Below are 24,481 nucleotides of genomic sequence, written 5' to 3' on the forward strand. Positions count from 1 at the left end.
TTTGTGCAAAAACCAATCGTAGCCAAACAAACTTTGGTATGGAAAGGTCATCGCGGTTAAGATGGCGGGGATTCTAACAGCATTTTTAGACCAATGCTAATAAATATGCTTCTTAGGATAGGATAGTATTTATCCTCGCTTGAAAGTAATCAACCAGTGTCAGAGGTTTCTGTGAGTAAACGACTATTAAAGTCAGGGCTGATTGTCAGTGTAATGACTTTTGTTTCCCGTGTCTTGGGGCTAGTACGTGATGTCGTAGTAGCAAACTTAATGGGGGCAGGAGCAAGTGCAGACGTATTTTTCTTCGCCAATAAAATTCCTAATTTTTTACGTCGGCTGTTTGCCGAAGGTGCTTTTTCTCAAGCCTTTGTACCAGTATTAACGGAATATCACGCCGCAGGTGATAAAGATAAAACTCGAGACTTGATAGCAAAGGTGTCCGGTACTCTTGGGGTGTTGGTTTCTATTGTTACGGTGCTTGGGGTATTAGGCTCTGGGGTTATCACCGCAATGTTCGGTGCGGGTTGGTTTATTGATTGGCTTAATGACGGCCCCTCGGCGCCTAAGTTTGAACTCGCCAGCCTAATGCTGAAAATTACTTTTCCTTATTTATGGTTCATTACGTTTGTCGCTTTATCAGGTGCAATCCTTAATACCATGGGCAAATTTGCGGTTTCGTCATTTACGCCTGTGTTCTTGAACGTAATGATCATTGCTTGTGCTTGGTTTCTTGCTCCTAATTTAGAACAACCTGAAATTGGTTTATCCATCGGCGTTTTTCTTGGAGGCTTAGTTCAATTCCTGTTCCAAATGCCTTTCTTGATTAAAGCGGGAGTACTGGTTAAGCCTAAGTGGGGTTGGAGAGATCCGGGCGTGGTTAAGATCCGCACGTTAATGATCCCTGCTTTGTTTGGTGTGTCAGTAAGTCAAATCAACTTGTTGTTCGATACTTTCATTGCCAGTTTTCTAGCGACGGGCTCGATCAGTTGGCTGTATTACTCGGATCGACTATTAGAATTTCCACTCGGTTTGTTTGGTATTGCCATTGCGACGGTTATTCTTCCTGCTTTATCTCGTAAGCACGTTGATGCTGAAGGAGAAGGGTTTGCTCACACCATGGATTGGGGTGTGCGCATGGTACTGCTGCTCGGTATTCCTGCGATGTTCGGTCTTATTGTGTTAGCAAAACCGATGTTGATGGTGCTGTTTATGCGTGGTGAGTTTTCTCCTCATGATGTTAATCAGGCTTCAATGTCTTTAGTGGCGTACGCTTCAGGCTTGCTGAATTTCATGCTTATTAAAGTATTGGCTCCCGGCTATTACTCTCGTCAAGACACCAAAACACCGGTTAAGTACGGCATCATTGCGATGGTGACTAACATGGTGTTCAACGCAATCTTCGCTTATTTCTATGGTTATGTTGGTTTGGCAATCGCAACGGCGTTGTCTGCGTTCGTGAACATGACTCTGCTTTATCGTGGTTTGCATCTAGCGGGTGTTTATCGTTTAACCAAGACTACATTGTTGTTTAGCCTTAAATTATTGATCTCAGGTACGGTAATGATTGGCGTGATTTTATGGCAGCTAGACAATATGCAATTGTGGCTTGATTGGGGCTTTAACCAAAGAGCGTTGACACTAACAGGGTTGATCGCACTTGGCGCCTTTGCTTATATTGTGTCGATACTGGTTTTAGGTATCCGAGTAAAACATTTAAAAGCAGCGACAGATTAATACTGATTAGTATATAATCCGTCGGTTTCACACAATAAATGATGTTAATAACAGGTTTTAGCTGATCACAATGGAACTGATCCGAGGTATACACAATATTAAAGCGCAGCATCATGGCTGTGTATTAACCATAGGTAACTTCGATGGTGTTCATTTAGGGCATCAAGAGGTTCTGAGTCAGGTTTCTAAACAAGCTGCAGCATTAGGGCTCCCTTCTGTTGTCATGATGTTTGAGCCGCAACCTATGGAGTTGTTTGCCAAAGGTAAAGCACCAGCACGTTTAACTCGCTTACGAGATAAATACGTGCAACTGAGTAAGCTAGATATCAGTCGTTTATTGTGTGTGAATTTTAATCAGTATTTTGCAAGCTTGTCGGCTGAAGCGTTCATTAAAGACCTTTTGGTTGATAAGCTTGGCGTGAAATTCTTGGTTGTCGGTGACGATTTTTGCTTCGGTAAGGGGCGTACTGGTAATTTCGCTATGCTCAAAGCGGCAGGCGAGAAGTATGGTTTTGAGGTGGTGAGCACCCAGAGCTATTGCTTAAACCAATTACGAGTAAGCAGTACTGAGATACGAAATGCGTTAGCGGCCAATGACTTGGCTTCTAGTGCTACCATGCTAGGGCGTGACTACAGTATCAGTGGTCGTGTTTCTCATGGTCGAAAACTAGGGAGAACTATCGGTTTCCCTACCGCTAATATTCCATTAAAGCGTTGTGTTTCTCCTGTATCGGGAGTGTATGTTGTTGAAGCTTTGGATATCGACGGTGTTCCTGTCGGTGGCGTTGCTAATATTGGACAACGACCAACAGTTAATGGGGTAAGGCAGCAATTAGAAGTGCACTTTTTTGACTTTAAAGCCAATTTATATGGTAAACAGTTAGAAGTACGACTTTTGCACAAACTGCGCGACGAGATAAAATTTGAATCGTTCGACGCACTAAAGAATCAAATAGAATTGGATGCTGAAGCCGCAAGGGTGTGGCTGCTTCAGCTAAAGAATTAATCGGATGATTCCACCGATTAACATAATGTCTAACTTCGCCCAATATAACGGAATTAAGAATCGATGAGTGATTATAAAGATACCCTGAACTTACCAGAAACAGGGTTCCCAATGCGCGGTAATCTGGCAAATCGTGAGCCAGAAATGCTGAAGCGTTGGTACAAAGAAGATCTTTACGGCGAAATCCGTAAGGCAAAGAAAGGTAAAAAATCTTTCGTACTGCATGATGGCCCTCCATACGCGAACGGCGACATTCACATTGGCCACGCGCTGAATAAGATTCTTAAAGACATTATTATCAAATCTAAGACCCTTTCTGGTTTTGATGCACCGTACATCCCAGGTTGGGACTGTCACGGTCTTCCAATCGAGCTAATGGTTGAGAAGAAGAAAGGTAAGCCTGGTCAGAAGATTTCGGCTGCTGAATTCCGCGAAGAGTGTCGTAAGTACGCTGCGGGCCAAGTTGAAGGTCAGAAAGAGAGCTTCAAACGTCTTGGTATCATGGGCGAGTGGGACAAACCTTACCGTACTATGGATTTCGGCACTGAAGCGAACATCATTCGTTCTCTAGGCAAAATCGCAGACAAAGGTCACCTTCTTAAAGGTTTCAAACCAGTTCACTGGTGTACTGACTGTGGTTCTGCTCTGGCTGAAGCTGAAGTTGAATATAAAGATAAAGTTTCTCCATCTATCGATGTGAAATTTACAGCAGCTGACGAAGCGGCGCTGCTAGAGAAATTTACTCTAGCTGAAGGTCATGCGGGTCAAGGCGAAATTTCTATCGTTATCTGGACGACAACACCATGGACTCTGCCGGCGAACCGCGCAGTATGTCTACGTGATGATCTTGAATACGTGCTTATCCAAGTTGAAGCGAATGGCGACCAACCAGCTCAACGTATCGTTGTTGCTTCTGATCTAGCAAAAGACGTAATGGACCGTGCAGGTATCGAGCATTTCCATAACCTTGGTTTTGCTACAGGTGCTGATCTTGAGCTTTCTCAGTTCAACCACCCGTTCTACGATTTTACTGTTCCTGCTGTTCTTGGCGACCACGTAACAACGGATTCAGGTACTGGTGTGGTTCACACTGCGCCTGGCCACGGTCAAGAGGATTTCGTGGTTGGTAAGAAGTACAACCTAGAAATCGCTAACCCAGTTGGTTCAAACGGCGTTTACCTGCCAGATACTGAGCTATTTGCTGGTCAGCACGTATTTAAAGCGAACGACTCTGTTTTAGAAGTTCTAAAAGATAAAGGTGCACTTCTGCATCACCACGCTTACGAGCACAGCTACCCACACTGTTGGAGACACAAAACTCCAATCATCTTCCGTGCAACACCACAATGGTTCATCTCTATGGATCAAGCTGGCCTACGTGCTAAAGCACTAGAGTCTATCAAGAGTGTTGAGTGGTTGCCTGAATGGGGTCAAAGCCGTATCGAAGGTATGGTTGAAGGTCGCCCTGAGTGGTGTATCTCTCGTCAACGTACTTGGGGTGTGCCAATTGCTCTGTTCGTTCATAAAGAAACAGCAGAACTTCACCCAGAAAGCCCAGCGCTTATTGAAAAAGTCGCGAAGTTAGTTGAAGAGAAAGGTATTCAAGCTTGGTGGGATGTAGACGCTGCTGAACTTATGGGCGCAGAAGACGCTGATAAGTACGAAAAAGTAATGGATACGCTAGACGTATGGTTCGACTCAGGTGTGACGCACTTCTCGGTTGTTGATTCTCGTGAAGAGTACAACTTCCCGAACGAAGAGCGTACTCACAGTGCTGATCTTTACCTTGAAGGTTCAGACCAACACCGTGGCTGGTTCCAGTCTTCTTTAATTTCATCTATTGCGATGAAAGACGAAGCACCATACAAGCAAGTACTAACTCACGGTTTCGTGGTTGACGGTAACGGCCGTAAGATGTCTAAATCTATCGGTAACGTTGTTGCACCTAAAGATGTAACCAACAAGCTAGGTGCAGATATCCTGCGTCTATGGGTTGCTTCTACAGACTACACGGGTGAAGTTGCGGTTTCTGATGAAATCCTGAAGCGTTCAGCTGATGCTTACCGTCGTATTCGTAACACAGCGCGTTTCTTCCTAGCGAACTTGAATGGTTTCAACCCTGAAACTGACCTAGTACCTGCTGAAGAGATGGTTGCACTTGATCGCTGGGCTGTTGGCCGTGCTCAAGCTGCACAAGAAGAGATTGTTAAAGCATACGGCGAGTACAACACTCACGGTGTGACTCAACGTCTAATGCAGTTCTGTTCTATCGAAATGGGTTCTTTCTACCTAGACGTAATTAAAGACCGTCAGTACACAGCGAAGCAGGGCAGCCATGCTCAACGTAGCTGTCAAACTGCGCTTTACTACATCGTAGAAGCTCTAGTTCGTTGGATGGCACCTATCATGTCGTTCACTGCAGATGAAATCTGGAACGAGATGCCGGGTGAGCGCGACAAGTTCGTGTTTACTGGCGAATGGTTCGAAGGCCTATTCGGTCTAGCTGAAGGCGAAGAGCTAAGCAACGAATTCTGGGCTGAAATCCAAACGGTTCGTGGCGCTGTGAACAAGCTTCTTGAAGATGCTCGTAAAGAGAAAACGATCGGTGGTGCACTGCAAGCTGAAGTGATTCTATACGCTGACGACGCACTAGCGGCGAAAATCAACAAGCTAGAAGATGAGCTACGTTTCGTACTTATCACTTCTGCAGCTGTTGTTAAGCCATTAAGCGAGAAGTCTGATGCAGCTCAAGAGACAGACGTTGCTGGTCTATTCGTTGAAGTTGCAGCTACTGAAGCTGAGAAGTGTGACCGTTGCTGGCACCACACTCCAGATGTAGGCACTATCGAAGGTCATGAGAAAGTTTGTGGTCGTTGTGTGTCGAACATCGACGGTGAAGGCGAAGTGCGTAAGTTCGCATAACAGCTCAGAGAAAGACTGAACTTTTTGTAAAAATCATAGCCCCAGTATCAACTGGGGTTATTTTTAATTATAGGAAATGTGTTTATACAAGTACGGTAATCAGGTCACTTAAATTGAGTAACAGTGAATACCAACTTCGTAAATACTAGGAATAGAAATGAGTGAAGTTTCGTTAAAACAATCTGGTGTGCGTTGGCTATGGTTGGCCCTAGTGGTCTTCCTTGCCGATATCGGCATTAAACTCTTTGTTATGGATAACATGGGTTATGGCTGGGCAAACCGTATTGAGGTTCTGCCATTCTTTAACTTTTTGTACGTGCATAACTATGGTGCAGCGTTTAGCTTCTTGAGTGATCAAAGTGGTTGGCAGCGTTGGTTATTTACCGGTATCGCATTTGCGGTAACAGGTATGCTGACGTACTGGATGAGCAAACTACCAGCTGCAGAGAAGTGGAATAACATTGCTTATGCGATCATCATTGGTGGCGCAGTAGGAAATGTGTTTGACCGAGTCGTACATGGCTTTGTTGTCGATTACTTAGACTTCTACTGGGGCACTTACCATTGGCCCGCATTTAACTTAGCCGATATGGGAATCTGTATCGGTGCTGCGATGATCATCCTAGATGGTTTCCGTAAGAAAGACGAAAGCAAATAGCTTGCCTCAAAGTCAGTCTATGACTCACAGAATAGAATAGCCCTAAGCGCTGTCGGTTGATTCCGACGGCGCTTTTTTTTATGCTTCAGTCAACAAGGAAGCAAAGCACAATGCATCCTCAAATAATAAAGAAATCTAAGGAAAGTAACGTGGCAGCAATTAAAAATGATTCAGCAGTAACTCTACATTTTACGATTAAAATGAAGGATGGTTCAGTTGCCGATAGCACCGAAAATATGGGCAAACCTGCAAAGTTCGTCATGGGCGATGGCAGCCTAAGTGAGAACTTTGAAGCGTGCTTACTTGGACTTGAAGCTGGAACTGAAAAGTCTATCGAACTGAAAGCGGAAGATGCGTTTGGTATGCCAAACCCTGATCATATTCATTATATGGATCGTGCTAAGTTTGTTGGTGATTCTGAAGTTGAAGTGGGTACTATCATGGCATTCTCTGGTCCTGATGGGATGGAAATTCCAGGTATTATTACTGAGATCGCAGGTGATTCAGTGACGGTTGATTTTAATCACCCACTCGCAGGTCAAGACGTTACGTTTGACGTCAATATCTTAACGGTAGAATAACTCTCTTAACGTTAGAATAAGATAGCCTTACTGCGGTGATGTCACCTAGAGCTTCACTGTCTAGACGCTTCACTGTAGAATGCGAACCTCGCTGACGGCGAACTCTATAGAAACAACCTTAGTACCGCGGTAAATGATGAGCAATGAAATGAAAATAATGTTAGCTAACCCTCGTGGCTTTTGTGCCGGTGTCGATCGTGCGATCAGCATCGTAGAGCGCGCACTTGAAATGTATCAGCCACCGATCTATGTTCGCCATGAAGTGGTACACAACCGCTTTGTTGTTGAGGGGCTCAAGCAACGTGGTGCTATTTTTGTCGAAGAACTGAGTGAAGTGCCTGACGACAATATCGTGATTTTCTCTGCTCACGGTGTTTCTCAAGCGGTTCGTAAAGAAGCGAAGGAGCGCGAGCTAACGGTATTCGATGCAACCTGTCCTTTGGTGACTAAAGTTCATATGGAGGTTGCTCGTGCGAGCCGTAAACATATGGAAGTAGTACTGATCGGTCACGCGGGTCACCCGGAAGTTGAAGGCACTATGGGTCAGTACGCGAGTCAAACAGGTGGTATGTACTTGGTTGAAAGACCAGAAGACGTACAAAAACTAGTGGTTAATGATCCAAGTAACTTACACTACGTGAGCCAAACTACGCTGTCTGTTGATGAAACGGCAGATGTAATTGAAGAGTTACGTCGTGTATTCCCTGAGATTCAAGGCCCTCGTAAAGACGACATCTGTTATGCGACTCAAAACCGTCAAGACGCGGTGCGTGAGATGGCGAATGACGTTGATGTGGTGATAGTGGTTGGTTCTAAGAACTCATCGAACTCTACACGCCTAAAAGAGCTAGCTGAGAAGCTAGGCACACCAGGCTACCTAACGGATTGCCCAGAAGATATTCAGACTGAATGGGTTGAAGGCAAGAAGAAAATCGGCGTAACGGCTGGTGCTTCTGCTCCTGAAGAGTTAGTTAACCAAATCTTAGATCGTATCCGCGAACTAGGTGCGACTGGCGTTGAAGAGATTCAAGGTCGCGAAGAGAACATGTTCTTCGAAGTACCTAAAGAGCTGCAGATCAAGCAAGTAGATTAATCTCTATTGATTCGAGACACTAGCGATTCGCAAACAGTTGATTCGCAAATACTATCGATTTGTAAACAGTAGGAAGCCAACGTTGATGCGTTGGCTTTTTTGATCGTGCTTTATGTCCCGTCCGAGATGTGTTTACTGAAGACCGAGCTGCTCTTTTAAAGTCTTGAGGTAACGACGGCTAACAGGGACTTCAAAGCCAGTCAGGGTAATGATCTCCGCTAATCCATTCTCTAACAGTTTGATCTCTTGGATCGACTTTATGTTGATCAAATACTGGCGATGACAGCGGATCAAATCGGTTTTTTCTTCCAAGATCTTTAGCGTTAACTGTGAAGTCGCGGTTTGCGATGAGCTACGTACATGCACCCCACTGATATCGGAATAGGCGCACTCGACCGTTTGGCTTGCCATGATCACAATGCGGTTATGACCAATACATGGAATCTGCTCTAAGTGACAGGGAGCAATCGCAGAGATGTCTTGTGCTGGCGCTTTCTGATTTTGTTTGATGACCTTATTCAGGCGACAAACGCTCTTGTTTAATCGACAAGGCTCGACTGGCTTAAGTAGGTAATCAAAAGCATTATCTTCAAAGGCTTGAATAGCATATTGGTCGTAGGCGGTGACAAATACCACGTAGGGCATGGTTTCCGGGTCAAGCATACTCAACAATTCAATACCGGTGACCTGAGGCATTTGAATGTCCAAATACACCACATCAGGCTTGAGAAGGTTGATCTGCTTAAGTCCTTCAATTGCGTTACTCGCTTGACCAATGACTTCGACTTCTCCGGTTTCGGTCAGAAGTTCAATCAGTTCTTCGCGAGCAAAAAGCTCATCATCGATAACTAATGCTTTTAACATCCTACAATCTTCATTTTTGTGCCATCCCTGCTTGATTCACGCTTATCTTTTTAATGTCTGCTAAATGTTACTACTGGGGGAGCTAACATCTATGAAAACATCATTATTTTAGTATAGGTATGATAAAGCTCATTCGAGTAAATTGCTGTGGTTGAGATTCTATTTTTAGTGCTGAATCTTGTCCAAAGAAATTAGTGAGTCGTTTATCAACAATCTCCATCCCTAATCCTACATGATCTTGAGATGGCTTCTGATAATTACCCGCGTTGTCTTCAACGGTTAACTTGAACCCACTCTCGAAAGCCTCGCTATAGATCTTCACTGTGCCACCTTCTAGCATGTTCGAAATGCCATGCTTGATGGCGTTTTCAACCAATGGTTGCAGGGTAAAGCTTGGTAGTTGTGACTCGTATAACTGTGGATCTATGTCCCATTCCACTTCTAACCGGTCGGTAAAACGTGCCTTTTCAATGGTGAGATACGCATTGACGTGTGCAAGCTCGTCTTTAAGTTTCACAGTGTTGATGTTCTGCTTAAGGTTGCTTCTAAAGAAGTGAGATAGGTGCTGAATGAGCTCTCGCGCTTTATCAGGGTCACGACGTGTTACTGCACTGATAGTATTAAGCGCATTAAACAAGAAGTGCGGGTTCACTTGAGCGTGCAGTAGTTTGATTTCCGCTTGTGTCAGTAGCGTCTGTTGTTGCTGATAGTTGCTGAACAGGATCTGACTCGACAATAGTTGAGCAATACCTTCAGCCATCGACATGTTGATGGTTGAAAATAGCTTTAGCTTAGGCTCATACAGTTTGATGGTACCGACGACTTCGTTACCGGCACGCAGTGGGATAATAAGCGCAGAACCTAACTTACAATCTTGCGAAAGAGAACATTGGTATGGGTTCTCTTTGCCATCAAGGTAGATGATGTCGTTCTGTTCCATCGAAGTGAGCGTGCTTTGCGATGAAATAGGGGTATTTGGAATATGGTGTTCATCGCCAATGCCAACGAACGCGAGGATTTTTTCTCGGTCGGTGATCGCTACCGCCCCAACATTGGTCTCTTCGTAAACGATACGTACGATTTTTTGCGCGTTATCTGAATTAAACCCGCCATGCAAAATACCTACCGAACGCTCGGCGATGGTGAGTGCGCGGCGCGAGAAGGTCGCTGAGTACTTCTCGAAGATAGTTTTCCTATCTTGAATGATGCTCATGAACAGTGCAGCGCCCACTGAGTTAGCAATGATCATTGGCGCGGCAATATCAGAAACTAGAGCGTAGGACTGCTCAAACGGTTTAGCGACTGCGAGCAGAATCAACATCTGAATGATCTCTGCAAATAGCGTCACAGAGAACACCACCATCGGGTTAAACAACTGGCTGGCTTTGTTCTTTCGGACTAAGTATACATGCAGCAAGCCACCAATCAGGCCCTCTGCAGTGGTTGAAATCGCACAAGCTAAGTCAGTAAAGCCACCTAATGAGTAGCGATGAATCCCGCCTGTAAAGCCTACGGCAAAGCCAACGACAGGGCCGCCAAACAGGCCTCCCATTACCGCCCCCATTGCACGAGTGTTGGCTATCGCGTCATTAATCTGCAGTCCGAAATAGGTGCCCATAATGCAGAACAGGGAAAACAGAACATAACAGCTGACTTTATGACTTAAGCGTGAAGAGATGCTTAACAGAGGGAGAATCAGCGGGGTTTTACTTAGCATGTAAGCAATCACTAAGTAGACACAAGTTTGTTGCAGAAGAGAGAGAATGAGTTCCATATTTTCACCTATTGAGACGCTTGTTAAGTGTAAAGCTCATTGCGTGGTAACGGTAGCTTTGCTTGTGTTTTCGTTGGTTATATCGAGTGACGATTGCTTCTCAATGCTGAGATACAGTAAAGCCCATCACAGAGGACGGGCTTTAGTCTTAATTTCCACGAATCACTGGGTGATTACGGGAGCAAGCGAAGTGTGTTTGGCTGTTGTTTTGTCTCTCAATGAAGACGTGTCTCTTTTATTCAAAGTCTGAAAGAACTAGGCAGTTTTGGTTACGCCTTTTGCTTCTTTCTCTTCTTCATCAGCAAGGTCGATATCACCTTTGCCTTTTGATATCTTGATAACGTAAGCCGCAATACCAAGTGCACTCACCACACCAATGATGGTCGAGATTTGCATTGGTAGACCGAAGCCTAGTTGGCTGTTGTTCAGGATGAATGTGATACATACAGATGTCATGAACACAGCTGGAACCGTAGTTACCCAGTGCAGTTTATTGTGACGAAGTAGGTAAGCCGAAGCTGTCCATAACATCATTACAGCTGTTGATTGGTTAGCAAAACCGAAGTAGCGCCAGATGATACCGAAATCAACTTGAGTCAAGATGCCACCGATAACGAACAGTGGCAGAGCCATCAGTAGGCGGTTACGCAGTGTTTTCTGTTCCATGTTGAAGTATTCAGCAAGGATAAGACGGCTTGAACGGAATGCTGTGTCACCAGAAGTGATTGGTAGGATAACCACGCCAAGGAAAGCAAGGATACCGCCGAATACACCCAGTAGACCAAATGAAGCGCTGTATACCACGTTACCTGGGCCGCCGTTTGCAATTGCGTCTGATAGAGACTCAACTGAACCGAAGAATGAAAGAGCAAGTGCACACCAGATTAGAGCGATGATGCCTTCACCAATCATTGCACCATAGAATACGAAGCGACCGTTCTTCTCGTTTTCCATACAACGCGCCATCAGTGGTGACTGAGTTGCGTGGAAGCCAGAGATTGCACCACAAGCGATAGTGATGAATAGAGCAGGCCAAAGTGGTAGGTCATTCGGGTTCATGTTGGTGAACATGTCTTTCATCTCGAAGCCTCCCATGATTTGGTGCTCGTCAGATAGACCAATCGCAGTGATTAGGCCAACAGACATGAAGATAAGTAGTGCACCGAACAGTGGGTAGAAACGACCAATGATTTTATCGACAGGGACAATCGTTGCGATGATGTAGTAAGCAAAGATGATAACAACCATGGTTGTTGCAGACATCGCGAAATCAGTTTGGTCGTTCACTAGGTTAGTGATCATGCCTGCAGGAGCAGAAACAAATACCACACCAACAAGAAGCAGTAGAACAATGGCAAAGATGTTCATAAAGTGTTTTGCGCCATTGCCTAGGTAACGTCCAGTGATGGTTGGAACCGAAGCACCACCATTACGGATAGATAACATACCTGAGAAGTAGTCGTGCACTGCACCTGCGAAGATACAACCTAGCACGATCCAAAGCATCGCTGCTGGGCCGTAAAGGGCACCCATGATAGGTCCGAAGATTGGACCTACACCTGCAATGTTAAGCAGTTGAACTAGGTAAACCTTTGGTGTCGACATTGGAACGTAGTCCACGCCATCTTGCTTAGTGTGAGCGGGTGTTTGACGCTTTTCATTGATACCGAAAATCTTCTCGATAAAGGCACCGTAAATAAAGTAGCCACCAATGAGTGCTGCAACACAGGTAAGAAACCACATCATAATTTGTTATCCCTGAATGTATTAATTAAGTCAGGGTGTATATTAAAGAAGAGTATGAAAAGAAACTTCTGCTATGAGAGTGAGTGGTCGAATAGTCAATTAAGTGGTGTTATAACTGATTGAGTGGTTTGCTACGTTTGTAGAGCGGTTGGTTATTCGTGTTGAGAAGGCTCTTGCTTCTGGCAAGTGGTGATTTATCAGCTTTAAGCGGTAACCAATAGATATCAGTGGCAGATAACAGACATAAGTGGACATCAGCCAGTGTTCAGCGGAGAATCACCATAAAGGTAACGCTTCGTCAGGAAGTGGCTAGGTAAATATAAAGGACTGAAATGAAAAAAATAATCGCACTATTCGCCGTGGCATTTAGCCTTGCAGGATGCAGCGCCAATGTTCAAGATTTAGCCGCTGAGGGCAATTGGCAAGAGATTGGCTATCGTGATGGCATCAAAGGTCACACTCAGCGTTCGTATTCAGAGATGACTGAGCTTGGCGCAGTCGATCAAGCGAGTTACACAGAAGGTTACCATCTAGGTGTGACTGAATATTGTAATCCGAACCATGCTTATCAGATTGGTTTATCTGGTCAGGTGTATGAAGGCGTGTGCTCTGGTACGGAAGACGCTCAACGTTTCCGCATGGAATGGCAACGTGGCTGGGATGAGTTCTCAAACGACTATTAAGCCCAAGCTAGCGATAAAAAATTAAAACTAAAAAGACCAGTACCGCATGTGTACTGGTCTTTTTGTTTGTAGTGAGAGTAACAGAAGCAGATTACTGATTATTCTCGACTGCTTTTCTCAAGAAACCATTTTGCTTATCAAGCTGAGCCTTGGCCAATTCTAAATCTAGCCCGGTTAGAATCATCAAAATAGACAACTTCACATCGTAATCAGTCGTTTTAAGTGTCGAGACTGCCAGCGCTTTGTCGCATTCAGTTGCTTGGATAACGATACGAGCAGCGCGGGCAACCAACTTTTCATTGGTCGCTTTTACGTCGACCATCAGATTTTGGTAGCTCTTACCGATACGAATCATGCTGGCAGTCGTTAGCATATTAAGCACCAGCTTTTGTGCTGTACCTGATTTGAGTCGTGTTGAACCAGTCAATGCTTCTGGGCCAACCACCGGGCTAATTGCGATTTGAGCGATTTCAGCAATTGGAGAATCAGGGTTACAAGACAATGCAACGGTCACCGCGCCAAGCTGATTGGCATAGTTGAGTGCACCAATCACGTAAGGTGTGCGACCACTGGCAGCTATACCCACCACGACATCATTTTCTGAAAATTGAATCGCTTTCAGATCTTCAATACCGAGAGTCAGCGAGTCTTCTGCGCCTTCTTTGGCTTTTAAAATCGCCTCTGGTCCACCTGCAATTAGGCCGATAACCATTTTGTCTGAAACACCGAAAGTCGGTGGGCATTCTGATGCGTCCAACACACCTAATCGACCACTGGTGCCTGCGCCCATATAAATCAGTCGACCACCGTTTTGAAAGGCATGAGCAATTTTATCAACCGCTTTCGCGATCTGCGGCAGTTCCGCTTCAATCGCCAGTGGGACTTGTTTGTCTTGTTGGTTAATCTTTTCAACCACTTCGAGAGAGGTGAGCAGATCAATATCCATAGTATCAGGGTTTCTCCCCTCCGAAACGAGGTGCGAGAGCGCTGATATGAGAGCGTCGTTACTCATAATGATCCTTAAATGGTGATTCTAAAATGATGGTTCTAAAATGGTTTAGTCAGCACGGTAGAGAACGCCTAGAGAGGCAGCCCTACTTGCGCCAGTCACTTCTGGTAAATTGCTTGGTAGTTGATGAACATGACGTTGAGCAAGCCACGCAAAGGCCATTGCTTCCATGTAATCTGCATCAACGCCTTTACTGGTGGTTGAGTCAACTTCCCAACTCGAAAGCAGTTCAGACAGTCTCTTCATCAACAATGGGTTTCTTGTACCACCACCACACACATACAAGGCGGGTTGGTCACCCAAGCGATAAATCTCCACTTCATTGGCTATCGTCAATGCCGTGTATTCACAAAGCGTGCGTTGCACATCTTCTGCTGCAAGGTATTTAAATTCTGTAAGCTGTTGCTCTAGCCACGGTAGATTAAATAGCTCTCTACCAGTACTTTTCGGTGGTATTTGAGATAGATAAGACTCATTCAACAGCTGTTCGAGTAAAGCTTGATTAAGTTGGCCTTTAAGTGCGAATTGCGCATCACGGTCAAACTTCTTACCCGTATGTTTATCAACCCAAGCGTCCATCAACATATTGCCCGGGCCAGTATCATAACCAAGCGTTGGCTGATTCGGGCGCAGTACTGAAATATTCGAGATACCACCAATATTCAACACTACAACTGAGCTGTCTTGCGGGTGAAAAATAGTGTGGTGGAAAGCCGGTACTAACGGTGCACCTTGTCCGCCTAATGCCATGTCTTTACGTCTAAAATCAGCGACGGTTTGAATCTGTGTTTTAGCGGCAATGATGTTGGCATCACCCAGCTGCATGGTAAATGGAGATTCGCCTGTTGGCTGATGAAACACCGTTTGGCCATGATTACCAATCGCAGTCACAGAAGATGCAGGTGTGTCTGACTTGTCGAGAAGTTGCAGAACCGCATCAGCAAATAGATGGCCAAGCTGGTGGTCGAGTTCGCCAATAGCAATCAAATCCGTTTTCTGACCAATACACACCTCAAGCAGACGCGCTTTGAGATCATCAGGCATTGGGAACTCATCATGAGCGAGTAATGTGATACGCGTATCTTCAATCGAAACTAAAGCAGTATCAACGCCGTCCATACTGGTCCCCGACATCACACCGATATACAGTTCTTTATGATCCATTCCTAAGCTCTTGCACTGCATTCCTAAAGTCTTCCACAGATTGGTTTAAAAACATTGTAAAGCAAATTTAAAGAGAATAATCTCGGGAAGTTTATGAAATTAGGTTTAATAAGGGATAAATATGGGACCGTTGTGGGTTGATGTTGCAGGCTACGAGCTGACAGCTGAAGACAGAGAGATTTTGGAGCACCCAACTGTTGGTGGTCTCATCTTATTTTCTCGAAACTATCACGATAGCAAACAGTTATCGGCGTTAAACAAAGAAATTCGTAAGGTAGCAAAACGTCCTATTTTAATCGGCGTTGACCAAGAAGGCGGCCGAGTTCAGCGTTTTCGTGACGGCTTTTCAATTATTCCAGCTGCTCAGGAATTTGCGACTAAGAATAATGGTGAGCAGTTAGCAGAACAGGCCGGTTGGCTGATGGCGGCAGAATTGATTGCCCATGATATCGACCTGAGCTTTGCGCCAGTATTAGATAAAGGCCACGACTGTAAAGCAATTGGTAGCCGAGCGTTTGGTGAAGATATTGATACCATCGTTCGTCATAGCAGCGCGTTCATCAAAGGCATGAAGTCGGTTGGCATGGCGACAACAGGAAAACACTTCCCTGGGCACGGTGGCGTAATTGCTGACTCACACTTAGAGACGCCATATGACCCTAGAGACGACATCTTTGAAACCGACATGGCAATCTTCAAGGCGCAAATTGAAGCCGGAATATTGGATGCCATGATGCCTGCACATGTGGTGTTCTCTCATTATGATGATCAACCAGCAAGTGGCTCTCAGTATTGGCTACAGAAAGTATTGAGACAAAAACTTGGCTTTAAAGGCCTAATATTCTCGGACGACTTAACCATGGAAGGTGCTGCTATTATGGGCGGACCAGCCGACAGAGCGAAAGCGGCCTTGAATGCGGGGTGTGACATGGTGTTGATGTGTAATAAACGAGATGCACAAATTGAAGCTCTTGATCACTTAGCGATTCAAGAGGTGCCTTTAGCCAACTCATTGCTTAAAAAGCACAGCTTTGATTTACCGACGCTTCACTCGGATAGCCGATGGAAAGAGGCCTCAGAGCAAATTAAGCGGATGTTAAACGCTGGGTGATAAATAAACACTCTATAAGTTTTAAGAAGGCGATATTAAAGATATCGCCTTTTTTGTATGTGCTTGGTGTGGTTAAGGCCTATTTGTGCCTCAGAACGAGATAAAGATGGGGGTGTAAATTTATATTTACATTAAATGTTTTTTATTGTTTACACTTGCAATCGTTTTTGTAGCTGTTATTGTGTTTTTAAAGATTGTTAGCCCAAATGGAAATGTTGGGTGTAAAAATAAATATACAGGTTGAGTTATGCAGAAAAGTGAATTAAGCAATGTCAATATCATCGACGAACAGGTACTGATTACTCCTGAGGAGTTAAAAGCAAAACTGCCTTTGAGTGATAATGCTCGTCGTTTCATTCAAGAGTCTCGTCAAACTATCGCAAACATCATTCATAAGAAAGATCATCGTATGCTTGTTGTATGTGGTCCATGTTCTATCCATGACATTGAAGCTGCGAAAGAGTATGCGAAACGCCTAAAAGCACTTTCTGAAGAACTGAGCGATCAACTGTATATTGTAATGCGTGTTTACTTTGAAAAGCCTCGTACTACTGTTGGTTGGAAAGGTTTGATTAATGACCCTCATCTAGATGGCACTTTCGATATTGAGCACGGTCTGCATGTTGGTCGTGAGCTGCTGGTTGAACTTGCTGAGATGGAAATTCCACTCGCAACAGAAGCACTAGATCCAATCAGCCCGCAATACCTAGCAGATACCTTCAGTTGGGCGGCGATTGGCGCTCGTACTACTGAATCGCAAACTCACCGTGAGATGGCAAGTGGTCTTTCAATGCCAATCGGTTTTAAAAACGGCACCGATGGCAACTTAGGTACAGCAATCAATGCAATGCAGGCGGCTTCTTCTAGCCACCGTTTCATGGGTATTAGTCGCGAAGGTCAAGTTGCACTACTAACAACGCAAGGTAACCCAAACGGTCACGTGATTTTACGTGGCGGTAAGCAGACGAACTACGATTCAGTATCGGTACACGAATGTGAGCAAGAGCTGGGTAAATCTGGCTTAGAGGCTGCGCTAATGGTCGACTGTAGCCACGCTAACTCTCGCAAAGATTTCCGCCGCCAACCTCTAGTTGCAGAAGATGTGATTCACCAAATTCGTGAAGGCAACAAGTCGATTATCGGCCTTATGATTGAAAGCCATATTAACGAAGGAAACCAATCTTCGGATATACCTCTCAATGAGATGAAATACGGCGTATCTATTACCGACGCGTGTATCAATTGGGATTCAACTGAGGCACTATTGAAGCATGCACATACGGAATTAGTCCCGTTCTTAGAGAACCGTTTGAAAGGTTAGTCAGAGTTTTAAATTTAAGTGCCTCATCTAATGGGGCATTTTAAGATCTGTTACTAGCGAACTCAGCGTTAGTAGGGGCTTATAGATTAGTAAGGAATAAAATGGCCGTTGAACTGAACGAATTACGCGACCAAATCGATGCTGTCGATAAACAAATGTTGGATTTACTTGCTCAGCGATTGGCTCTAGTAGAGAAAGTCGGTGAAGTAAAAAGTGAACATGGTTTACCTATTTATGTACCAGAGCGTGAGGCTGCAATGCTGGCATCTCGTCGTCAAGAAGCCGAGAAAATAGGGGTTCCACCACAGCTAATCGAAGATATTTTGCGTCGTACTATGCGTGAGTCTTATGCCAGTGAGAAAGATTCTGGTTTTAAGTGTCTAAACCCAGAGTTACGTTCAGTGGTTATCGTTGGTGGTAATGGTCAACTTGGTGGCTTGTTTGGTCGTATGTTCAAACTGTCTGGCTACGAAGTGAAAATCCTCGGCAGCCAAGATTGGGATAAGGCCGACGAAATCTTAGATAATGCTGGCCTTGTTGTTGTTACGGTTCCAATTCACCTAACGGAAGGTGTGATTGCAAAACTAGGTAACCTACCAAGCGATTGTATTCTTTGTGATTTAACATCGATTAAGTCAAAACCGCTACAAGCAATGATGGACATGCACCAAGGCCCAGTGGTTGGATTGCACCCAATGTTTGGTCCTGATGTTCCTAGCCTTGCTAAGCAGGTGATTGTCTACAGTGATGGTCGTGGTTCTGAAAGCTACCAATGGCTACTGAATCAATTTGGTATCTGGGGTGCGAGCCTATGTCAGATGGATGCAGCAGAACACGATCACGGCATGACCTTGATTCAAGCACTTCGTCACTTCACCTCGTTTGCTTACGGTTTGCACCTAAGTAAAGAGAATCCGAATATCGATCAGCTTCTGAAGCTCAGTTCGCCAATCTACCGTCTTGAGATTGCTATGGTTGGTCGTCTGTTTGCTCAAAACCCGAACTTGTACGGAGACATCATTCTCTCTTCAGATGAGAACATTGAGATGATTCGACGTTTCCATAGTTGTTTCGGAGAAGCTCTAGAGATCTTGGACGGGAAAGATAAAGCCAAGTTTGTTGAGAGCTTCAACCAAGTGAGTGATTGGTTTGGTGACTACTCACAACAATTTTTGCAAGAGAGCCAAAGTCTTCTAAAACAAGCACATGACTCGATTCATCGTGGTTAATACGATTTGAAATCATAAAAAAGAGCGACCTGATGGTCGCTCTTTTTGTTTGTGTTGAACGCTATGAAAGCATTTGGCCTACTGTAGGCTAAATGCAATTAGATCATCATAGGCCAAATCAACAGGTTCTAGTTAGCTGTGTCTAGTTAGTCGTAATAGGTTTCTTACTATCTTCACTCGATACGGTGTCGATGGTTGAGCTAATGTAAGGCACGTTAGTCAGGTTGATCTGCAAACGAACCACATTATCAATCAGCTGAACCAGTGGGCCCCACTTAACCTTTTTCTCTTTTTCGAATACGTAGTTGAAGTTTTCCGGTGTCCAATCCATCAAGTATTGAGGGTTCAACGAACGGCCAAGGAAGCGTACTTCATAATGCAAGTGTGGGCCGGTTGAGTTACCTGAATTACCACAGCTCGCAATGACATCGCCTTTACTTACAAACTGACCGCTACGTACCTTGAACTTCTGTAGGTGCGCATAAGAACTCATGAAACCAAACGAGTGACGCATAGTGATAAAGTTGCCGAAGCCTTTTTTACTTGGGCGTACTGTTTCAATGACTCCATCTGCGGGCGCCACAATATCTTCACCACGCTTACACGTTAGATCGATACCAGTATGTACGTGGCGTTTACCTGAAATAGGGTTAGTGCGGCTACCATAAGAAGAAGAGATACGTTGATAAGCCATCGGGCTGTCGTTTGGAATCAAACGGAACATCGTGGCTCTTACTGCTGAATCGACTGCAGCCGCATCAATACGATCTTCTAAAGATGCATCATCGGTAAGCAGCTCTTCATCAGCAAGACCAAGTACTGATTCCACATCGAATACACGCTTACCAAGCAGTTGAATCGTGCCTTCTTTCTCAGTCAGTGTTTGCGATAGCGAATGGTTGGTTTCTACTTGCTCAGCATAAAGAAACTCAGTTTGCTCTTTTTCAACAATCAGAGTTTCAATCAACTCTTGTGCGTCACCTGCTTGCATCGCGAGTTCTTGTTTACTCTCGAAGTGCATGTACGCCGCTCCGCCAATCAATAGCGGTACTGAAAAAATGGCAGTAGTGCACATGAGTACGGCTTTACGGCCGAAGTAAAACGTCTGTTCCCCCTGGCTAGAGGGAATAGTAATGGATAGTTTTTTAGACATGGTTCTGTATTAACTAAATGCTTCTAATAGAAAAAGGGTAATGGAGATGTCACTCTCTACCTAAATCGGTAAGGTGTTCAATCTCTCTATAAAGCAGTTCATCGTCACCAACGTTAAGCTCCACAAGGCGCTTAAGGTGGCTAATACTATCAATATCTAAATGCTCTATGCGTAAACGCATTGAGGTATTGATGGTAGAGACTATCGTTGCTTCTAACTGAATATTGATATCACTGCTTTCGAGCTTAAAGCTCACTTGAACGGGGATATCATGGCTAAGTTGTTTTGATTCATTGCATTGAATGAGTAAACCATGGAGTGATAAGTCTTGCACTGAGCCTGATACATTTACTTGCCCTTGTGAGATCTCAGTCGGGACTTGATAAATAACTCGTGAAAATTGACGTCTTTCAACCATAAGTAATCTCTCTATATCGATGCATAACACGTAAGCCAGATATATCAAAGGCCGCTATTATCGCGGCCTTTGTTCAAAATACAAGCTTATTTACTTAGCGATACGCTTGTACTTGATGCGGTGCGGTTCTGCCGCTTGAGCGCCCAGAGTCTGCTTAAGCCACTCAGTGTACTCAGTATAGTTACCTTCGTAGAAGTTAACTTGACCTTCATCACGGTAGTCTAAGATATGGGTCGCAATACGGTCAAGGAACCAACGGTCATGCGAGATAACCATTGCACAGCCAGGGAATTCAAGCAGTGCTTCTTCAAGAGCACGTAGCGTTTCAACGTCAAGGTCGTTGGTCGGTTCATCGAGTAACAGTACGTTACCGCCCGCTTTTAGCAGTTTAGCTAAGTGAACACGGTTACGTTCACCACCAGAAAGCTCACCGATGATCTTCTGTTGGTCGTTGCCTTTAAAGTTGAAACGAGAACAGTAAGCACGCGCAGGGATTTCGAAGTTGTTGATCTTAATGATATCAGCGCCTTCAGAGATCTCTTGGAATACTGTCTTAGTGTCGTCCATGCTGTCACGGAACTGATCAACAGAAGCAAGCTTAACAGTCTCACCTAATACAACTGAACCTGAATCTGGTTGTTCTGCACCGCTTAGCATCTTGAATAGTGTTGATTTACCTGCACCGTTGGCACCAACGATACCGACGATAGCGCCCTTAGGCATGCTGAACGATAGGTCGTCGATAAGAACGCGGTCACCAAACGACTTAGTCAGGTTGTTCACTTCAAGAACTTTGTCACCTAAACGCTCACCTGGCGGGATGAACAGTTCGTTGGTTTCGTTACGCTTTTGGTATTGGCCAGTAGTCAGTTCTTCAAAACGAGCCATACGAGCTTTAGACTTAGCTTGACGGCCTTTAGGGTTTTGACGAACCCATTCAAGTTCTTTCTCGATTGTCTTTTGACGTGCGCTTTCGCCCGCTTTTTCTTGCTTAAGACGCTCGTCTTTTTGCTCTAGCCAAGACGTGTAGTTACCTTCCCATGGGATACCTTCACCACGGTCAAGTTCTAGAATCCAGCCTGCAGCGTTGTCTAGGAAGTAACGGTCGTGGGTAATCGCCACAACAGTACCGCTGTAATCGACTAGGAAGTGCTCAAGCCATGCTACTGATTCGGCATCCAAGTGGTTGGTTGGTTCATCAAGAAGCAGCATGTCTGGCTTTTCAAGAAGTAGACGACAGATAGCAACACGACGACGCTCACCACCTGATAGGAATTCAATTTTCGCATCCCACTCAGGAAGACGAAGTGCGTCAGCAGCACGCTCTAGAGCTGTTTCTAGGTTGTGGCCGTCTTTTGCTTGAATCAGTGCTTCTAGTTCGCCTTGCTCTTTTGCTAGTGCATCGAAGTCTGCATCCGGTTCTGCGTAAGCTGCGTAGACTGCATCGATACGCTTAAGTGCGTCAGCAACGTCAGAAACCGCTTCTTCTACGATCTCACGAACGGTTTTTGATTCGTCTAGTACAGGTTCTTGCGGTAGGTAACCTACTTTAAGGCCTTGCTGTGCACGAGCTTCACCATCAATATCAGTATCAATACCAGCCATGATACGTAGTAGGGTCGATTTACCTGAACCATTTAGACCCAAAACACCGATTTTAGCGCCAGGAAAAAAGCTAAGAGAAATGTCTTTAAGAATTTGACGCTTAGGTGGAACAGTTTTGCTCACCCGAGACATGGTATATACGTATTCAGCCATTGCCGATCGATCCTAATTATTGTTCAAAATTGTCTGCTATTTTATACCAATATCCCTAAAGATGTTACTCCTAGGTCAGAAAAGCCATTCTTGAACTAATCCTTACCTATTATTGTCACATTGGTCATTAAAACTATATTTAATAAGCTTCTGAGGCGAAGTGTTAAATATTAATAGTATTTACACTCAAATCCTTTACATTTGATGTGATGTCGGGCGTAAATAGACTTCACGTATTCATACACGCACTAAGGAAAGAGCGAATGTTTTTCCGCATTGGTAATACGAAAATTGCTGTGGCTGCATCAGCAATTTTGTCTTCATTTTCACTGGCTCCGATGGCTATGGCTAGCAACGCCTCTGAGCTTGAAATGCAGCGTGATGTTTATGATAGAGCGCAAGAGGTTTTAGACAACCGTGATCTAAAAGCTTACTCCGCGCTGCGCAACAAAATTCAAACATACCCTTTAACACCTTACACCGATTATCGAGCCTTTCTGATTGGCTTAGGTGATCGCACACCTGCTGAGGTGGATGCTTTCATTGAAGAGAATAAGGCACTGCCATTTTCTAATCGAATGCGCGCACCTTACCTGGATTCATTGGCTTCTCAAAAACAGTGGAAGACCATCCTTGAATTTCAAACTAAAGAGCCTGTCGGTGAAAAATATCAATGCATCTATTATCGAGCGCATTACGAGCAAGGTAACAAAGAGCTCGCCTTTAAAGGGGCGAAACAGCTTTGGTTGAGTGGCAGTGGTGTTGATGATGCCTGTGACCCTTTATTTAAAAGTTGGGATCAAGCCGGTTTAAGAACGGATGAACTCATCCTAGATAGAATGTTATTAGCGTTTGAAGGCCGTAACGGCAAGCTGATGAGCTACCTGATCAAGCAATTGGATCATGATGATTCAATTGCTCAAGCTAAGCAGATGAAGGCGTTGTACAACAAGCCTGAAAACGTGCTCGAATTTGCTAACAAGCACCCAGCAAATGAATTCTACCAAGCGCAAACCGAGTTTGCTTTCGAGAAGTTAGCAAGGAAGTCATCAAGCAGCGCTCAAGAGGTGTTTGATGACGTCATCAAGGCTCAAAAGTTCTCGAAAGAGAAGTCTCAAGAGCTTGCTGATTACCTAACGTTTCGTTTGATTAACACCGATTCTGAAGAGTTGATGGCGTGGCGAGACCAGATGCTCGCGAGTTCATCAAAGCAAGTTCTGCTCGAACGACGTGCTCGCTTAGCGATTCAACATGCCGATTGGACGGGTTTGAAAGAGTGGATAGCGCGCTTGGATGACAAGCATCAGGCTTCGCTTCGTTGGCAATATTGGCAGGGCAGAGCTGAAATCGCGACGGGCGATACTGACAAAGGAAATAAGCGATTGTCAGATATCTTGGGTCAGCGTAATTTTTACAGTGTAGCTGCGGCTAAGCAGTTAGGTAAGTCTGTCGAATACCCAACATCGACACTTAAATACAATGCTGAAACAGTCAAGCCATTCGACACCTCTTTGGTGCGTATTGGTGAGCTGATTGACCGAGATAAAATTGCGGCAGCGAAGAGTGAGTGGAGTTGGTTACTAAGCAACGTAGACAAAGACCAAAAAGCGATGCTTGCGGCTCATGCTGCGACGCAACGTTGGAATCACTTTACCGTGACGGCGAGTATCTCAGCGAAGATGTGGGACAACATTGCATTACGTTTCCCTGTTGCTCATAAGTGGTGGTTTAACTTCTATGCAGAAAAACATGATATTGACCCAATCACCTTGATGTCTTTAGCAAGACAAGAGAGTGCGATGGATTCAGAGGCTCGCTCCCCTGTTGGCGCGCGTGGAATCATGCAAATTATGCCGAAGACGGCGCAATACACGGCTAACAAACATAAAATTAAGTATCAGGGCAGCGATGATCTTTATGATGTCGGCAAGAACATTGAGATTGGTAGCCACTACTTAGATGGCTTATTAGCTCAATATGATGACAACCGTATCTTTGCTTTTGCCGCTTATAATGCAGGTCCTAGCCGTGTTAAACAATGGCGTTCACGCAGCGATGAAAAACTCGATGCTTTTGCATTTATTGAAATGATCCCATTCAAAGAGACTCGGGGCTACGTTCAGAATATCTTGATGTTTGAGACCTACTATCGAGATATCTTGGGTGAGAAAGGGACATTTTTAGCTACCCATGAAGCAAAAATGAAATACTAAGGCTTCGGCATTTGGCCCGAAACTGAGTAAGAATAAAGGCAGTG

General features: G+C 44.6%; 19 protein-coding genes. 11 read left to right on the plus strand and 8 right to left on the minus strand.

Annotation, left to right across the window (positions count from 1 at the left end; translation table 11 throughout):
• Positions 1–171 precede the first annotated feature (171 nt).
• The 6 genes from murJ (at position 172) to ispH (ending at position 7,994) form a co-directional block, all read left to right on the plus strand.
• Positions 172–1,734, plus strand: a complete 1,563-nt coding sequence (gene murJ / locus BCU34_RS01075; protein ID WP_032501129.1) for a murein biosynthesis integral membrane protein MurJ — start codon at positions 172–174, stop codon at positions 1,732–1,734.
• A 70-nt stretch (positions 1,735–1,804) separates the two neighbouring features.
• The gene (gene ribF, locus BCU34_RS01080) at positions 1,805–2,740 is read left to right on the plus strand and encodes a bifunctional riboflavin kinase/FAD synthetase (protein WP_102479057.1); all 936 of its coding nucleotides are present in this window, start codon (positions 1,805–1,807) and stop codon (positions 2,738–2,740) included.
• A 63-nt stretch (positions 2,741–2,803) separates the two neighbouring features.
• Positions 2,804–5,662 carry an isoleucine--tRNA ligase gene (gene ileS, locus BCU34_RS01085; protein WP_102394039.1) on the plus strand — a complete coding sequence of 953 codons (2,859 nt, stop codon included), beginning with the start codon at positions 2,804–2,806 and terminating at the stop codon, positions 5,660–5,662.
• 157 nt (positions 5,663–5,819) lie between these two features.
• A complete protein-coding gene (gene lspA, locus BCU34_RS01090; protein ID WP_102394038.1) occupies positions 5,820–6,320 on the plus strand; it encodes a signal peptidase II in 501 nt (166 codons plus the stop codon).
• 149 nt (positions 6,321–6,469) lie between these two features.
• Positions 6,470–6,901 carry an FKBP-type peptidyl-prolyl cis-trans isomerase gene (gene fkpB, locus BCU34_RS01095; protein ID WP_017062866.1) on the plus strand — a complete coding sequence of 144 codons (432 nt, stop codon included), beginning with the start codon at positions 6,470–6,472 and terminating at the stop codon, positions 6,899–6,901.
• 136 nt (positions 6,902–7,037) lie between these two features.
• Positions 7,038–7,994 (plus strand): 4-hydroxy-3-methylbut-2-enyl diphosphate reductase, encoded by a 957-nt coding sequence (ispH, locus tag BCU34_RS01100; RefSeq protein ID WP_102394042.1) that lies wholly within the window; start codon positions 7,038–7,040, stop codon positions 7,992–7,994.
• A 132-nt stretch (positions 7,995–8,126) separates the two neighbouring features.
• Here the strand turns inward: ispH and btsR are convergent, their stop codons facing one another.
• The 3 genes from btsR to BCU34_RS01115 form a co-directional block, all read right to left on the minus strand.
• A complete protein-coding gene (gene btsR, locus BCU34_RS01105; RefSeq protein WP_055319044.1) occupies positions 8,127–8,858 on the minus strand; it encodes a two-component system response regulator BtsR in 732 nt (243 codons plus the stop codon).
• 103 nt (positions 8,859–8,961) lie between these two features.
• Entirely contained in the window at positions 8,962–10,632 is a 1,671-nt protein-coding gene (locus BCU34_RS01110; protein ID WP_102432237.1) for a sensor histidine kinase, read from the minus strand.
• A gap of 255 nt (positions 10,633–10,887) precedes the next feature.
• Positions 10,888–12,378 carry a carbon starvation protein A gene (locus BCU34_RS01115; protein WP_048669573.1) on the minus strand — a complete coding sequence of 497 codons (1,491 nt, stop codon included), beginning with the start codon at positions 12,376–12,378 and terminating at the stop codon, positions 10,888–10,890.
• Positions 12,379–12,710: 332 nt separating this feature from the next.
• Here BCU34_RS01115 and BCU34_RS01120 point away from each other — a divergent pair, with 332 nt between their 5' ends.
• Positions 12,711–13,061 carry a DUF2799 domain-containing protein gene (locus BCU34_RS01120; protein WP_017098352.1) on the plus strand — a complete coding sequence of 117 codons (351 nt, stop codon included), beginning with the start codon at positions 12,711–12,713 and terminating at the stop codon, positions 13,059–13,061.
• A gap of 91 nt (positions 13,062–13,152) precedes the next feature.
• Here the strand turns inward: BCU34_RS01120 and murQ are convergent, their stop codons facing one another.
• Complete coding sequence (murQ, locus tag BCU34_RS01125; protein WP_048658073.1) at positions 13,153–14,073, minus strand: N-acetylmuramic acid 6-phosphate etherase; 921 nt, start codon at positions 14,071–14,073, stop codon at positions 13,153–13,155.
• Between the two features lie 45 nt (positions 14,074–14,118).
• Entirely contained in the window at positions 14,119–15,234 is a 1,116-nt protein-coding gene (locus BCU34_RS01130) for an anhydro-N-acetylmuramic acid kinase (protein WP_102479056.1), read from the minus strand.
• Positions 15,235–15,355: 121 nt separating this feature from the next.
• Between BCU34_RS01130 and nagZ the strand changes: the two genes are divergently transcribed.
• The 3 genes from nagZ to tyrA all read left to right on the plus strand — a co-directional run bounded on the left by nagZ (position 15,356) and on the right by tyrA (position 18,895).
• On the plus strand, positions 15,356–16,345 hold the full coding sequence (gene nagZ, locus BCU34_RS01135) for a beta-N-acetylhexosaminidase (protein ID WP_102479055.1): 990 nt from the start codon (positions 15,356–15,358) through the stop codon (positions 16,343–16,345).
• Between the two features lie 247 nt (positions 16,346–16,592).
• Positions 16,593–17,666, plus strand: coding sequence for a 3-deoxy-7-phosphoheptulonate synthase (locus BCU34_RS01140; protein WP_017629783.1), 1,074 nt, complete (start codon positions 16,593–16,595; stop codon positions 17,664–17,666).
• A gap of 101 nt (positions 17,667–17,767) precedes the next feature.
• Positions 17,768–18,895 carry a bifunctional chorismate mutase/prephenate dehydrogenase gene (gene tyrA / locus BCU34_RS01145; protein WP_102479054.1) on the plus strand — a complete coding sequence of 376 codons (1,128 nt, stop codon included), beginning with the start codon at positions 17,768–17,770 and terminating at the stop codon, positions 18,893–18,895.
• A gap of 142 nt (positions 18,896–19,037) precedes the next feature.
• On the opposite strand, the gene BCU34_RS01150 is transcribed toward tyrA, so the two are convergent.
• From BCU34_RS01150 to ettA, 3 genes are all read right to left on the minus strand, one after another.
• The gene (locus tag BCU34_RS01150) at positions 19,038–20,048 is read right to left on the minus strand and encodes a M23 family metallopeptidase (protein ID WP_102479053.1); all 1,011 of its coding nucleotides are present in this window, start codon (positions 20,046–20,048) and stop codon (positions 19,038–19,040) included.
• A 49-nt stretch (positions 20,049–20,097) separates the two neighbouring features.
• Positions 20,098–20,466 (minus strand): PilZ domain-containing protein, encoded by a 369-nt coding sequence (locus BCU34_RS01155; RefSeq protein ID WP_048658078.1) that lies wholly within the window; start codon positions 20,464–20,466, stop codon positions 20,098–20,100.
• A 90-nt stretch (positions 20,467–20,556) separates the two neighbouring features.
• Entirely contained in the window at positions 20,557–22,224 is a 1,668-nt protein-coding gene (ettA, locus tag BCU34_RS01160) for an energy-dependent translational throttle protein EttA (protein ID WP_017071393.1), read from the minus strand.
• A 263-nt stretch (positions 22,225–22,487) separates the two neighbouring features.
• Here ettA and sltY point away from each other — a divergent pair, with 263 nt between their 5' ends.
• Positions 22,488–24,437: a murein transglycosylase gene (sltY, locus tag BCU34_RS01165; protein ID WP_102479052.1), complete on the plus strand. Its 1,950-nt coding sequence runs from the start codon at positions 22,488–22,490 to the stop codon at positions 24,435–24,437.
• Positions 24,438–24,481 lie beyond the last annotated feature (44 nt).

This window comes from Vibrio sp. 10N.286.45.E10, assembly GCF_002874195.2.
GTDB classification, from domain to species: domain Bacteria; phylum Pseudomonadota; class Gammaproteobacteria; order Enterobacterales; family Vibrionaceae; genus Vibrio; species Vibrio crassostreae.

Coding starts and splice junctions, on each gene's coding strand:
- ribF (WP_102479057.1), top strand. CDS start 1,805: ATGGAACTGATCCGAGGTATACACAATATTAAAGCGCAGCATCATGGC.
- ileS (WP_102394039.1), top strand. CDS start 2,804: ATGAGTGATTATAAAGATACCCTGAACTTACCAGAAACAGGGTTCCCA.
- lspA (WP_102394038.1), top strand. CDS start 5,820: ATGAGTGAAGTTTCGTTAAAACAATCTGGTGTGCGTTGGCTATGGTTG.
- ispH (WP_102394042.1), top strand. CDS start 7,038: ATGAGCAATGAAATGAAAATAATGTTAGCTAACCCTCGTGGCTTTTGT.
- btsR (WP_055319044.1), bottom strand. CDS start 8,858: ATGTTAAAAGCATTAGTTATCGATGATGAGCTTTTTGCTCGCGAAGAA.
- BCU34_RS01110 (WP_102432237.1), bottom strand. CDS start 10,632: ATGGAACTCATTCTCTCTCTTCTGCAACAAACTTGTGTCTACTTAGTG.
- BCU34_RS01115 (WP_048669573.1), bottom strand. CDS start 12,378: ATGATGTGGTTTCTTACCTGTGTTGCAGCACTCATTGGTGGCTACTTT.
- BCU34_RS01120 (WP_017098352.1), top strand. CDS start 12,711: ATGAAAAAAATAATCGCACTATTCGCCGTGGCATTTAGCCTTGCAGGA.
- murQ (WP_048658073.1), bottom strand. CDS start 14,073: ATGAGTAACGACGCTCTCATATCAGCGCTCTCGCACCTCGTTTCGGAG.
- BCU34_RS01130 (WP_102479056.1), bottom strand. CDS start 15,234: ATGGATCATAAAGAACTGTATATCGGTGTGATGTCGGGGACCAGTATG.
- nagZ (WP_102479055.1), top strand. CDS start 15,356: ATGGGACCGTTGTGGGTTGATGTTGCAGGCTACGAGCTGACAGCTGAA.
- BCU34_RS01140 (WP_017629783.1), top strand. CDS start 16,593: ATGCAGAAAAGTGAATTAAGCAATGTCAATATCATCGACGAACAGGTA.
- tyrA (WP_102479054.1), top strand. CDS start 17,768: ATGGCCGTTGAACTGAACGAATTACGCGACCAAATCGATGCTGTCGAT.
- BCU34_RS01150 (WP_102479053.1), bottom strand. CDS start 20,048: ATGTCTAAAAAACTATCCATTACTATTCCCTCTAGCCAGGGGGAACAG.
- BCU34_RS01155 (WP_048658078.1), bottom strand. CDS start 20,466: ATGGTTGAAAGACGTCAATTTTCACGAGTTATTTATCAAGTCCCGACT.
- ettA (WP_017071393.1), bottom strand. CDS start 22,224: ATGGCTGAATACGTATATACCATGTCTCGGGTGAGCAAAACTGTTCCA.
- sltY (WP_102479052.1), top strand. CDS start 22,488: ATGTTTTTCCGCATTGGTAATACGAAAATTGCTGTGGCTGCATCAGCA.